The organism is Streptosporangium sp. H16 (assembly GCF_051918855.1).
Classification (GTDB): domain Bacteria; phylum Actinomycetota; class Actinomycetes; order Streptosporangiales; family Streptosporangiaceae; genus Streptosporangium.
In genome coordinates this window covers 1-12,791 of sequence record NZ_JBPXMD010000004.1, presented here as the reverse complement: position 1 = coordinate 12,791, position 12,791 = coordinate 1, and the positions used below count along the sequence as shown (strand labels likewise).

Sequence of the window (12,791 nt, the reverse complement as noted above, 5' to 3'; positions counted from 1 at the left end):
ATCGAATTCACCGAACATCAGTGCGGTGCGCGGGCACGATCCTACGCGCTTGAGGCGTCGCCCGCCCGGACGAACTAGGGCCTCACACGGCCACGCCACCCTTGTACAGGGAGATCGAACTTGGCGACCAGCCTGTCGGTGAACGGTGCCCCGGTGTCCTCCAGACCGTGCAGCCGCGCCAGCCGTACCGGCAGCGCGGCCCGCTTGAGCTCCACCCTCGCCCCTGCGGGCAGGTCGAACCTGCGGCGGCCGTCGCACCACAGCACCGCTCCCGCCGTCTCCGGCTGGATCTCCAGCGCCAGCTTGGAGCGGGGCGAGACCACCAGAGCGCGGGCGAACAGGGCGTGGGCGCTGATGGGCACCAGCAGCAGAGCCTCCACCTCGGGCCACACGACCGGGCCTCCGGCGGAGAAGGCGTACGCGGTCGAACCGGTCGGCGTGGCGCAGATCACCCCGTCGCACCCCCAGCGCGACAGCGGGCGCCCGTCGATCTCGGCGACCACCTCGAGCATCCGCTCGCTCTTCTCGACCGTGGCCTCGTTCAGCGCCCAGCTGTCGGCCAGCAACTTGCCGTTGAGGCGGGCGGTGACCTCGATGGTCATCCGCTCCTCGACGTCGTAACGGCCGTCCACCACGCTGTCGACCGCGTCCGCCAGGTCCTCCACCTCGGCCTCGGCCAGGAAGCCCACGTGGCCGAGGTTGACCCCCAGCAGCGGCACTCCCGCCGGCCGGGCGAGCTCGGCGGCCCTCAGGAGGCTGCCGTCCCCGCCGAGCACGATCATCATCTCGGCGGCGTCGACCGCCGCCGAACCGGCGGGCACCACGTCGGCCCCCGCGCAGGCGAGCTCGTCGGCCTCGGCACTGAGAACGCGCACGATCAACCCGGCGTCCACGAACCGTTGGATCACCATCCGGGCGCTGTCGACGGCCGCCGCCCGCCCGGTGTGCGCGGTGACCAGCACGGTGCGCTTGGCAGTCATCGATTCTCCTTGAACGTGGAGACCCTCGCCCCGAGGCGGGAACCGAGGCGGGAGAGGAGACGCGGCGTGGCGCCGCGCGTTTCGGTACCGTGCCCGGCGATGGCGATGGCCGGGCCACTACGAGTGTGCCCGGCGGTGTCCCCGCCGGACCTGCGAAGAGGTGAGACGCCTGTGGAGCTGGAGTAGGACCTCAAGGAATTTCTCCTGGCGGGCGACCGGCGGTGAATCGGGAACTCTCATGGATGATCGCGGGAATCCCCTCCGTCCGGGGAGTGAATTCCGGGGAGGGACTTCGGGGACGGTGAGAAGGATGTCAGGTCTCCACTCTCCCGGGTCGCCCGGGCGCCGATGGCGCCCGGGTAGCCGGAAGCCTGGAAGGCAGGGAGCCGGGGAGACCCGGGGGCGTGGGAGGCGTGGAGCCCGGGAGCCGGGGGCCCAGGGCCGAGAACGACCTACCGGGGGCCTTCGGCCACCGCCCGCTCGATCTCCGCGTCAAGGTCGGGGACCGGCGGGGCGCCCTCTCCCTTGCCCAGCCAGATGACGTACTCGACGTTGCCGGACGGACCAGGCAGCGGGCTCGCGGTGACCCCTCGCACGCTCAGGCCGAGGGTTCGAGCGGCTTCGGCCACATCCCGTACGGCACCGGCGCGAAGTCCCGGGTCGCGGACGACCCCGCCCGCACCGACCCGCTCCCTGCCGACCTCGAACTGGGGTTTGACCAGCATCGCGAAATCGGCCTGCCCCGCGGCGCACAGGGCCAGGGCAGGCAACACCAGACGCAGGGAGATGAAAGAGAGATCACCGACGATCAGCGTGGGAGCCTCGCCGACCATGTCGGGTTTCAGGTCCCTGACGTTGACCCGCTCCATGACCGTGACCCTGTCGTCGGTCCGCAGCGACCAGGCGAGCTGGCCGTACCCGACGTCGACGGCCAGCACGTGGGCCGCTCCAGCGCGCAGCAGCACGTCGGTGAAACCTCCGGTCGAGGCACCCGCGTCCAGGCAACGACGTCCTTCGACGGTGAGGCCGAGGGGTTCGAAGGCCTCCAGCGCGCCGAGGAGCTTGTGCGCGCCCCGCGAGACGTAGTCGGGTCCCTCCGCCGCCTCCGCGACCACGATCGCCGAGGCCGTGTCGACCTGGGTCGCGGGCTTGGCCGCGACCTGGCCGCCGACGCTGACCCGGCCGGCCTCGATGAGCTGGGCCGCCTGTTCCCGGGACCGCGCCAGTTTCCGGCGGACGAGCTCGCTGTCGAGGCGGGTACGCCGGCTCACGGGCGCCGGTCCGGGGTGCCGTCCGCCGGGGCCGTCCCCTGCCCGGAGACACCGTGCGCAGGGGCCGGCCCCTGCCCAGAAAGGCCCTCCGCCCCCGCAAGGCCGTCCACTCCCGCAAGGGTGTCCACTCCCGAAACAGCGGCCGCCAGGATCGGCCCCCGCCCCGGGACGCCGTGCGCCGGGGTGACCACCCGCCCCGGGATGTCGCCGACCGCGGCGAGCTCCCGTCCTGAGACGTCGTTCACCGCGGCGAGCGCCTGCTCCAGTCCGGTGAACACCTCCTCGAAGACGTCCGCGTGCGCCGAGACGGGCAGGGCACCGAGGCGGGCGAGCCCGCCCAGCGCGGCCTCCACCCGCTCGTCGCCCGTCTCGCCCATCTCTTCCAGCAGGTCCGTCATGCGCCCCCTCCGGCACCGCTCCTGGCCGCCTCGGCCCTGGTGGCCGCCGCCGCGGCCCTTTCTCCGTACGAACACGGCCGCCGCCGCACGAGCACGACGCTCGCCGGCCTCGCGCCCGTGGATTCCCCGACCGTATCGGAACCCGCGCCCCTCGTCGCCCCGGCGGGCTCTCTCCCCTTTTCCGGCTTTACCTTGCCCGCGCCCGCGGCCTCCCCGCCTCCGTGTCCGGGTTCCCCGGGTTTCCCGCGCCACCCGGGGAACCCGGACGCCGGCGCCTCCCTCCTGCTCGGGCCGGTCCCGCGCAGGGCGATCCGACGTCGCCCCGTCCAGCGTGGGCCAGAAGGGAAGGGGTTCTCCAAAAATGGGTAAACCGTGAACTATCGCGGGGGCCTCGCTCGTTGTCATCCCATTAAGGTCGGCGACCGCCAACGCATACCCGCGTGACGTTCGGCGCCATGGCAGAAGCCTCTTTCTCCGGCACCCCCGCGCCGGATTGCATGCCGTACCCATGTGGAACGCTACCGTCCGTACCTGAAAAGGATTCGGATCGGTCAGGGAGAGAAGGGAGCGCCACGCGATGGCGACCGTCGACGAGTGCCGGGTGGCACTGCGCAAACTCGGCGAGCAGTTCGACGAGGTTGACCAGGAAAGCCGCGCCAAGCACGTGGTCGAGCGCAGCATCAGCTGCCATGTCAAGGATCTCGGCGTCACCTTCTACGGTCGCATCCACCATGGCGGCCTCGGCCCCTTCGAGGATCTGCCCGCGAACGACGGCAGGCAGGTCGACGTGAAACTGACCATCGGCAGCGACGATCTCATCTCCCTGGTCAACGGGGAGCTCGACATGGGACGGGCCGTCTTCAGCGGGCGGGTCAAGGTCGACGCCAGCTTCAGCGACCTTCTTCGCCTGCGCAAACTTCTTTGAGGATGCCGCCCTCGGGCGGGATCCCGCGGGAGGCTCGGACTGGATCCCGCCCTCGGGCGGGATCACACGGGAGGCTCGGGCGGGATCACGCGGGAGGAGAGCCACCGGGGCCGACGGCGGCCAGTCCGACTACGGCCTTCCGGTCATCGTCGCGACGTCGCCTGGGATCCACGCGGATCCCGGGCGAGATCCGCGTGGCTCCCAGACGGGAGGGGTCAGAGGGCTGGGGCGGCCGTCTCAGCCGGAGCGCGGGGTGGGCTGCGAGGGTCAGTGCGACGTTGCCCGCGCGGGCGTTGGTGAGGCGACCGTCTCAGCCGGAGCGCGGGGTGGGCTGCGAGAGCACGACGTCGAGTGCCGCCTTCACCACGTCCTCGTCCGCCCGGCCCTCGCCCGCCGCCTCCCAGGTGGCTGCGGATGCGGCGCGGAGCCCGTCGAGCGGCTCACCTCCGCCTTCAAGGGTGAGCGCGCCCTCCTCCCAGCGTGCCGTCCACCCCTCGCAGGTCCACCCGTTGCCGGCCCGCCGCACCTCGGGGTAGGGCCGGTGCAGGCCGGACAGATCACCGGCGATGTAGGTGGGCCGGTGCCGCGGAACGGCGGTCAGCACGTCGAGCGGGCTCGCCACCCCGGTCAGGACCAACAGGCTGTCCACCCCGGCGTTGTTCGCCCCCTCGATGTCGGTGTCGAGCCGGTCACCGACCACCAGGGGCCGCCGCGATCCGGTACGGAGCATCGACTCCCGGTGCAGGGGCGGCTCGGGCTTTCCCGCGACGATCGGCTCCACCCCGGTCGCCGTGGCGATGACCCTGATCATCGCGCCGTTGCCGGGAAGCTCGCCCCTGCCGGTCGGCATGGTCGAGTCGGCGTTGGCGGCGACGAAGAGGGCTCCCTCTCTCACGGCGAGTGTTCCCTCGGCCAGCAGGCCGTAGGACAGATCGGGAGCGATGCCCTGGACGACCGCGGCCGGGGCGTCCAGGGCGGTGCTGACCGGACGCAGTCCGTGGGCGCGCAGTGCGGAGCGCAGGCCCATCCCGCCGACCACCAGCACCGCGGCGCCCGGTTCGACCCGCTCGGCCACGAGTCGCGCGGCGGCCTGGGCGGAGGTCACGACATCCTCGGCGGCCGCCGGAGCACCCAGCGCACGCAGGTGCTGGGCGATGGCGGCGGGGGTCCGTGAGGCGTTGTTGGTGACGTAGGCGAGGCGCACACCACGTTCCGCCGCCCGGCTCAGGGCCTCGGGAGCCGCCGGTACGGCGTCGCGCCCGAGATACACCACCCCGTCGAGGTCAAGGAGAAGAGTGTCGTACGGGTCGATCAGCGTATTCGTGTCCACTGGCCCATTTCATCACCCGCGTTCCACCACCCGCACGGGTCCATGCGACGGAGCGGTCCGGATCACATCCGGCGAACCCATCCAGATCACATCTGGCGAGCATCCGCGGGCCACACCGGCAAGTCCGCACGGATCACATTCAGCGCACAACAGCCGTGTACTCGCATGAATCACATCCTGCGCACGCGGGATCACGACGATGTACTCGCATGAATCACATCCTGCGGGCGCGCAACGTGGCGCGAACGCTTTTCAGCGCGGAAACGTAGTGCCGCAGGTCGGGGCGCATCGCGACGGCGATGGCCAGCGGCTCCTGAGCCCCTTCCATGTCCCCGGTGCGCCAGAGAGCGAGTCCGAGCCCGAAATACGCATAGTCCTCAGCCGGATTGGCATCGATGATCCAGCGAAAGCTGTCGACGGCGTCGGAGTACTGCCGGGAGTTGAACTGCGCTCTGGCGAGGGCCTCCCGGATGCTTCGTGACTCCGGCTCCGCGTCGGCCGCCCGTTCCAGCAGCGCGGCCGCAGCCGCCGGACTACCCTCGGCCAGCAGCCTCATCCCTCGTTGAAACCATTCGTAGACGTCCCCGACCGGAGCGCCCGTCTCGGGGTTGGGGGAATCAGACGGACCGCCACGTCCTTGGACCATTATGTGAGGCCTCCTTCATCGACAGACGACAGATCTGGCCGATTCCCTGACGGACCGGGCACCACGGACTCGAAGCGGCCCCCGGCCGTTTCAGGCCTTTATGGCAGCATGCCCTCTATGGCGAATCCTGAACTGCCGATACCCGGCGGGCTGGTGCTACGCCCGTTTCGCGGCGTACGGTTCACGGTCGACGATCTGGCCGGGGTCACCTCACCGCCTTACGACCTCATCGACGAGGCCGGCGTGCGAAAGCTGCTCGACACCCATCCCAACAACGTGGTGCGTTTGATCCTTCCCGGCACCGACCAGCACAGATACGTCGAGGCACGAGAGACGCTTCACCAATGGCTCTCCTCAGGGGTGCTGGCCGCCGACGAGACGCCCGCGGTCTACGTCTATGAGCAGTCGGGTCCCGGGGTCCTGCAGCGCGGAATCATCGGCGACGTGGGACTGGCCGGCCCGGAGCTGCACATCGTCCTGCCTCACGAGGACGTGATGCCCGGACCGGTCGCCGACCGGCTGGCACTGATGAGCACCACGGAAGCCAACCTCGAGCCCATCTTCCTGCTCTACGACGGCGCGGGCGGCGCCACCACCCGCCTCGTCGACCATGTCGCCGCGACCCGGCCCCCGCTGGCGGAGGCGAAGACCGAAGACGAGGTCAGGCACCGGCTGTGGGCCGTCACCGACAGTGAGGAACTCTCCTCCATCGACGCCGACCTCCGCCCCCACCAGGCCCTCATCGCCGACGGGCACCACCGTTACGCCACCTACCTCGCGCTCCAGCGGGAACACCGGGCCGCCACCACACGTGGTGCGACGATCACGGCCGACACGGCCGACACGGCCGACACTGCCGACACTGCCGACACTGCCGACACTGCCGACACTGCCGACACTGCCGACAGGGCCAACGCGGCGGGGACGACCGGGGAGCGGGCGGAGACCGTGAAATCGGCGACGCCGCCGAGTTCCATGGAGCCCGAACCGTGGGACTTCGGTCTTGCGCTCCTGGTGGACTCCAGCGCCTACCCGCCGGATCTGAAGGCCATCCACCGGGTCATCCCCCAACTGCCACTTGAAGAGGCGCTGGCCAAGGCCAAGGGTTCGTGGCGGGTACAGGAGTACGCGGACCTGACCGAAGGCCTGGCCGCGTTGGACGAGACCAGCGGACCGGCCTATCTGCTGTCCTCCGGCGAACTCACCCACCTTCTCACCGACCCTGACCCCGCTCAGCTCGAACACGCCATGCCGGCCGAGCGCTCGGCCGGGTGGCGGGCGCTGAACACCTCCATCCTCGCGGAGTTTCTCCTGCCGAAAGTCTGGGGGATGCGGGACGACGAGTTGTCGGTGCGCATCGTCCACCACGACCCGGAGGCCGCCGTACGGCTCGCACGGGCCTTCGGGGGGACCGCGGTGCTGTTGCGCCCGCTTGCCGTCGACGATGTGCTCGCGGTCGCAGCTCAGGGAGAGCGGGTGCCTCGCAAATCCACCTCTTTCGGCCCGAAGCCCAGGACCGGTCTGGTCCTGCGCCTGCTCACCCCGGCGGGGACATCGCCCATGGGCAATCCGCCCTTCGAGAAGCCCGGCTCCTGAGGGTTCGAGGAGACCGAAGCCTGAGAGGAAGCCAGGTCTCTGGGAGACTCCGGGATCCCGGGGTGCTGGACGCGTGGAAAGAAGGACATCGCTCACTTGCCCGCTCCAAAGATCGCGCCTGCGCGCGTCACGGGGTGAGGCACCTGCGAGCGGCCCGAAATCGACGCCTCCACGGCTCGCGGTTCCGGTTCCGGTTCCGGTTCCGGCACACCTTCCGGAGCGAGGTCCGGTCGGACCAAGGTGAGGTGGTCAGGCCCGGCCGAGGCGAGATCCCGCTCAACCGAGGTGAGATCCGGACCGGCCGGAGCCGAATCCCGCCCGACCGGAACGAGACCCGGCCCGATCGGGACCGAATCCAGCCCGATGAGATCCGGTCCGGTCGGAGCGAGACTCGACCCGGATGAGGTGAGGTCGGGCTTGACCGGGGTGAGCCGCGGCTCCGCGCCCTGCCCGGTATCCCCATGCCCCGCGTGCACAAGTGAGCGCACCGACCGAGGCGGAGCGGGCGCCGGAACTCCCTCGTCGCCGGTCAGGATCATGGTGACCTTGCGCTCGAGACGTCTCACCGAACGCACTTCGACCTCGTACCCGGACGATTTGGCCCCCTCGCTTCCCCACCAGCGGCGGCGCAGCGAACCCGTCACCTCGACGATGTCATCGGGCAGCCAACCGGCCACGGCCTCGATCACCTCGAGCTCGAACGACGCGCACGGAATGGTGTCGACCCGGGCTCCACGCCCGCGGTGCTGCCGCCGGACGATCAGGCGCCAGGTGCAGAGCCTGCTCCCGCTCTGCAACGACCTGATGTGGGCCGCCTCAGGTAGGCGGCCCACGAGAATGACCTCGTTACGATCCATGCGATCCTCCTCGATCCTGCCGGTCGAGAAGGACTCTCTACGATGTTGAGCTGCACGGAAATGGCCGAATACTGTTCTGTGGACGCCGGTTCCAGTTATGAGGTGGCCTGTGGAAAACATCACCGCCCTCGGTGGGGACGTCTATGAGATCGACACGAGGATGGCCGGATACTCCAGCATCACGGCCGGATACCTGATCCTCGGAGACCGCCCCTGCCTGGTGGAGACCGGCACCTCCACCTCCGCTCCCGTGGTGCGCGACGCCCTTACCTCATTGGGCGTCGGCCCGGGAGATCTCGCCACGGTCGTTGTCACGCACATCCACTTGGACCACGCGGGCGGGGTCGGCGACATCGCTGGTTTCTACCCGGATGCGGAGATCGTGGTTCACGAGAAAGGTGCCCGGCATCTCGCCGATCCGTCCAGGCTGATGGCCAGCGCGCGGATGGTCTGGGGCGACAAACTGGACACCCTGTTCGGCGAGCTCTCCCCCACGGAAGCCTCACGGATTCGCGCCCTCGGCGACACCGACACGATCGACCTCGGCAACGGACGCACCTTGAACAGCCATTACTCACCGGGCCACGCCAGACACCATGTGGGACTCATCGATTCCGGCACCGGAGACCTCTACGTCGGCGACGCGGCCGGGGTCTACCTTCCTGAGACGGGTGACCTGCGCCCCGCCACGCCCCCGCCGGACTTCGACCTGCGTACCGCACTGAACTCGATCGCCCTGTTCAGGGCGCTGGGCCCGCAGAGACTGCTCTTCAGTCACTACGGACCGGTCGCGGACGTGGAGGAGATCCTGGGACGCTCCGCCGAGGAGCTTCGCGTCTGGGTCGATCTGACCCGTCAGGCCCGCACGGAGGGCATGGATCTGGATCACGCTGTCGCCATGGTCAGGGAGCGCACCCGCGACCGCTATGCGGCCCTGAAAGCGGACGAGGCGACCGCCGAGCAGTTCGAACTGCTGAGCGGCGCCCCGTCCAACGTGGCCGGCATCCTGCACTGGCTGGACCGGGTCCAGCCGTAAGAAGGCGTCCCGTAAGGTCCAGGATCACCCTGGAGGTGCCTTCCGCATTCCGGGTGCGCAGCTCGCGCACCCGGAATGCGATGAAGGTCCCCGGAAACTACTTCTTCTCGGACTTGCCCTGGCGATCCCGGCCCTGCTCGTCCCCGTCCCGATCCTCGTCCAGGTCGTCGTCTCCGTCGGAGTCGACATCGGGGGCGTCACTGAGAATGTCGCCGAAGTCAGGCTCGATGAAGGCCGGGCCGACGGCACGCTCCACCTTGCCGGGCTTCTCCTCAACCTTCCGCTCGACATCGAGCGTCTCGTCCCTGGAAGAGCCGGTCTTGGAGGAGACGTTCTCGGGTGAGCCCTCTTCGTCGGAAGAGCCGTTGTCAGGAGCATCGCCGGCGACGGGCCGGTTCGCGCTGAACTCGTCGTCAAAGAGATCGTCTTCGTCTTCGATCTCCGCGTCCAGAGCCGCGACGTCGTCGATGTCGGCGTCGTCGTCGGCATGGATGTCATCGTCGACATCGCCGTCATCGGTGTCGATCTCGTCATCGATCTCGGCATCGGCACCACCCCGAAGGCGGGTGTCATCGTCGATGACTTCCCCGTCCTCGTCGTCGTCCTCTTCCAGATCCTCGATGACAGCGCCCGTCAGTTCCGCGTAACGCTCGGCCGCGTCGGTCTCGCCGTCCTCGTCGAAGGCCATCGCCCGGCCGAACCACTCGGTGGCGGGCCCTTCGTGACCGGCCACCGACAACGCGTCGGCGTAGGCGAAGGCGAGGCGGGCCGACCAGGGCTGAGGACGGGTGTCGCGCAGCTCAGGAAGGCGCTGAAGGGTGATGACCGCGGCGTCGTTCTGGCCGAGATCCCTCCGGGCACCGGACTCCACGATGGCGAGTTCGATCTTGCCGACGCGGTCGAGCCGCTCGGCCTCCTTGGAGCGGACCAGATCAAGGGCGCGCTCGGGACGGCCAAGGCCACGCTCGCAGTCCGCCATGATCGGCAGGAACGAGTCGGAACCCGTCATCCGGCGAGCCGCGCGCAGATCGCTGAGCGCCTCGGAGAAGTGGCCGGCGCGGTAGGCCGCTATGCCGACGGCTTCGCGGATCACCCCGATCCTGGCCGCGAAGCGACGTGCGACCTTCGTGTGCTCGTACGCCCGCTCCGCGTCGTCCTCGCCAAGGGCCCTCTCGGCCGCCACCAGGTGGCGGGAGATCAGCTCCGCGAGGTCGAGGGGAAGGGAACGCAGTTCCTCGCGGATCTCCTTGTCGAGCTCCTCCGCGGTGATGTCCGGGGCGAGCTCCGGCAACTCCTCACGCTGGCCGCTGGGAGCCTCGTCGCGGCCACCGGACCGGTCATCCCGGCCGTAGCGGGTGCGGGAGCCCTCACCGTCGCGGTCACGGTTCCCGAAGGGACGCCCTCCACCGGGACGGTCGTCACGGTTGAACGGCCTGCGCTCACCACGGTCATCGCGGTTGAACGCCGGACGGTCACCACCGCGATCGTCACGGTTGAAGCCGGGACGGTCGCCGCGGTAGCCACCACCGGGACGGTCATCGCGGTTGAACGGCCTGCGCTCACCATCCGGGCGCGAACCATAACGACTACGGGTCTGGTCGCGGTCACCGTACGAACGACGCTCACCACCGCGATCATCACGATTGAACGAGGGACGATCACCGCGGTCATCGCGATTGAACGGCGGACGACCCGAACCACGATCGTCACGGTTGAACGGCGGACGATCTCCACCACGACTGTCACGGTTGAACGAAGGACGATCACCGCGGTCGCCGCGATAGCCGCCACCGGGACGGTCATCGCGATTGAACGGCGGACGCCCCCCGCCGGGACGGTCGTCACGGTTGAACGGCCTGCGCTCACCACGGTCATCGCGGTTGAACGCCGGACGGTCACCACCGCGATCGTCACGGTTGAACGAAGGACGATCACCGCGGTCGCCGCGATAGCCGCCACCGGGACGGTCATCGCGATTGAACGGCGGACGACCTCCACCAGGACGGTCGTCACGGTTGAACGGCCTGCGCTCACCACTGTCGGGACGCGAACCATACTGACCGCGCGACTGGTCACGGTCACCGTACGAACGACGCTCACCACCGCGATCATCGCGATTGAACGGCGGACGCCCCCCGCCGGGACGGTCATCACGGTTGAACGGCGGACGACCCGAACCACGGTCGTCACGGTTGAACGAAGGACGATCACCGCGATCACCGCGATAGCCGCCACCGGGACGGTCATCGCGATTGAACGGCGGACGACCTCCACCAGGACGGTCGTCACGGTTGAACGGCCTGCGCTCACCACTGTCGGGACGCGAACCATACTGACCGCGCGACTGGTCACGGTCACCGTACGAACGACGCTCACCACCGCGATCATCGCGATTGAACGGCGGACGCCCCCCGCCGGGACGGTCATCACGGTTGAACGGCGGACGACCCGAACCACGGTCGTCACGGTTGAACGAAGGACGATCACCGCGATACCCACCGCTGGAACGATCGTCCCGATTGAACGGCCTGCGCTCACCACTGTCGTCGCGGTTGGACGGGGGGCGGCCGGAACCACGGTCGTCACGGTTGTAAGACGGCCGGTCCCCACGGTCACGAGAGCCGTAAGAACCACCGCGGGACTGGTCGCGGTCACCATAAGGACGCTGGCCCTCGCCACGCGGCCCTGAGGGCCTCTGCCCGCCACTCGGACGGTCGTCCCGGTTGAAAGCAGGACGCGGACGGTCGTCGCGGTTGAACGCAGGGCGGCCCGAACCACGGTCGTCACGGTTGTATGACGGCCGGTCGCCACGATCACGAGAGCCGTAAGAACCACTCGGGCGCCCCTCTCGGCGCTCACCATATCGGGGACCGTCGCCCGGACGTCCCCTGTCACCACCTGCGCGATCGCTACGGTGGCCTCCCTGGCCACCAGATCCGCGGTTTTCGCCCTCTTCGCGTCGGCCGGCGCCCTCAGGCCCGTTGTCACTGTTCACTTCTGGTCCATTCGTTGGCTCACTCTGCGAGCGCGTCCCGTCTCTTCGATCGGATGGGACGATTCGCTGTGCGGGCGGTCTCCGGCCGCGGGGTGCGCCCCGTTCGCTATCGCTGCCCCGCCCTATCGTGGTCTGGCGCGACGAAGGCCACCCGCAGGTGGGGTGGCCCGGCCTGTCCAGCCTAGCAAGCCCCTGAAAGTCCACACGCCCTTCCCTCGACACCCACAAATGATCATGGCCACAGCAGCGGAGCCTTTGTGAGCGGTTTTCGAGAGAACCAGGGAACCGTCTGACCCGACGGTCGCCGCACTGCCATGAGAGTCGAGACAGAGCCGAAAATCGCTCAGAGAACGCCTTCACAACGCGGGAGGGGCCTCCGCCTGTGGCGGAGGCCCCTCCCGCGCATACCGGAAACCTTGAAACCAGGGAGGCCCGGACTCCCGAAACTCCCTGGAAAACACAGGAATCCCGAGAAACCAAGCGTCTCGAGTAAGCCTTGCGGAAATCAAAGGACCTCGGAGAAAGCCGGGAGGCCTCGGGAGTTTCCTGCTTGGAAGGCCCCGAAGAGAGCCCCGAGCAGGCCCCGGAACGGTCCTGGAACGGGTGTCGGGCAGGTCCCGGAAAAGGTTCTGGAAGGGTCGCGGGCAGGGTCCCGGAACAGCCCCGGAAAAAAGGGCCGAGACATGACTAAGGGCCCCCACCAACGGTGGAGGCCCTCAAAAGATTGTCCGGCGGTGACCTACTCTCCCACACCGTC

General features: G+C 69.1%; 11 protein-coding genes. 4 read left to right on the top strand and 7 right to left on the bottom strand.

The features are described 5' to 3' along the window. Positions 1-74 precede the first annotated feature (74 nt). The 3 genes from ACTOQ2_RS08175 to ACTOQ2_RS08165 form a co-directional block, all read right to left on the bottom strand. Positions 75-980 carry an NAD kinase gene (locus ACTOQ2_RS08175; RefSeq protein ID WP_440099096.1) on the bottom strand — a complete coding sequence of 302 codons (906 nt, stop codon included), beginning with the start codon at positions 978-980 and terminating at the stop codon, positions 75-77. A gap of 452 nt (positions 981-1,432) precedes the next feature. Further along, positions 1,433-2,251, bottom strand: coding sequence for a TlyA family RNA methyltransferase (locus ACTOQ2_RS08170; protein ID WP_440099095.1), 819 nt, complete (start codon positions 2,249-2,251; stop codon positions 1,433-1,435). Then, entirely contained in the window at positions 2,248-2,649 is a 402-nt protein-coding gene (locus ACTOQ2_RS08165) for a hypothetical protein (RefSeq protein ID WP_440099094.1), read from the bottom strand. Before ACTOQ2_RS08165 ends, ACTOQ2_RS08170 begins: the two co-directional genes overlap by 4 nt. A gap of 577 nt (positions 2,650-3,226) precedes the next feature. On the opposite strand from ACTOQ2_RS08165, the gene ACTOQ2_RS08160 reads away from it, so the two are divergent. Next, positions 3,227-3,574 carry an SCP2 sterol-binding domain-containing protein gene (locus ACTOQ2_RS08160; RefSeq protein WP_440065991.1) on the top strand — a complete coding sequence of 116 codons (348 nt, stop codon included), beginning with the start codon at positions 3,227-3,229 and terminating at the stop codon, positions 3,572-3,574. Between the two features lie 310 nt (positions 3,575-3,884). On the opposite strand, the gene ACTOQ2_RS08155 is transcribed toward ACTOQ2_RS08160, so the two are convergent. Then, positions 3,885-4,904 carry an HAD-IIA family hydrolase gene (locus tag ACTOQ2_RS08155; protein WP_440099093.1) on the bottom strand — a complete coding sequence of 340 codons (1,020 nt, stop codon included), beginning with the start codon at positions 4,902-4,904 and terminating at the stop codon, positions 3,885-3,887. A gap of 214 nt (positions 4,905-5,118) precedes the next feature. Then, on the bottom strand, positions 5,119-5,550 hold the full coding sequence (locus tag ACTOQ2_RS08150; protein WP_440099092.1) for a tetratricopeptide repeat protein: 432 nt from the start codon (positions 5,548-5,550) through the stop codon (positions 5,119-5,121). Positions 5,551-5,667: 117 nt separating this feature from the next. On the opposite strand from ACTOQ2_RS08150, the gene ACTOQ2_RS08145 reads away from it, so the two are divergent. Then, the gene (locus ACTOQ2_RS08145; protein ID WP_440099091.1) at positions 5,668-7,146 is read left to right on the top strand and encodes a DUF1015 family protein; all 1,479 of its coding nucleotides are present in this window, start codon (positions 5,668-5,670) and stop codon (positions 7,144-7,146) included. A gap of 92 nt (positions 7,147-7,238) precedes the next feature. On the opposite strand, the gene ACTOQ2_RS08140 is transcribed toward ACTOQ2_RS08145, so the two are convergent. Continuing rightward, positions 7,239-8,003: a single-stranded DNA-binding protein gene (locus ACTOQ2_RS08140; RefSeq protein ID WP_440099368.1), complete on the bottom strand. Its 765-nt coding sequence runs from the start codon at positions 8,001-8,003 to the stop codon at positions 7,239-7,241. A gap of 97 nt (positions 8,004-8,100) precedes the next feature. Between ACTOQ2_RS08140 and ACTOQ2_RS08135 the strand changes: the two genes are divergently transcribed. After that, positions 8,101-9,039 (top strand): MBL fold metallo-hydrolase, encoded by a 939-nt coding sequence (locus tag ACTOQ2_RS08135; RefSeq protein WP_440099090.1) that lies wholly within the window; start codon positions 8,101-8,103, stop codon positions 9,037-9,039. A 97-nt stretch (positions 9,040-9,136) separates the two neighbouring features. Here the strand turns inward: ACTOQ2_RS08135 and ACTOQ2_RS08130 are convergent, their stop codons facing one another. Continuing rightward, complete coding sequence (locus ACTOQ2_RS08130; RefSeq protein ID WP_440099089.1) at positions 9,137-10,330, bottom strand: hypothetical protein; 1,194 nt, start codon at positions 10,328-10,330, stop codon at positions 9,137-9,139. Here ACTOQ2_RS08130 and ACTOQ2_RS08125 point away from each other — a divergent pair. Beyond that, complete coding sequence (locus tag ACTOQ2_RS08125) at positions 10,226-11,728, top strand: hypothetical protein (protein WP_440099088.1); 1,503 nt, start codon at positions 10,226-10,228, stop codon at positions 11,726-11,728. The genes ACTOQ2_RS08130 and ACTOQ2_RS08125 overlap by 105 nt on opposite strands. The last annotated feature ends 1,063 nt before the right edge of the window (positions 11,729-12,791 follow it).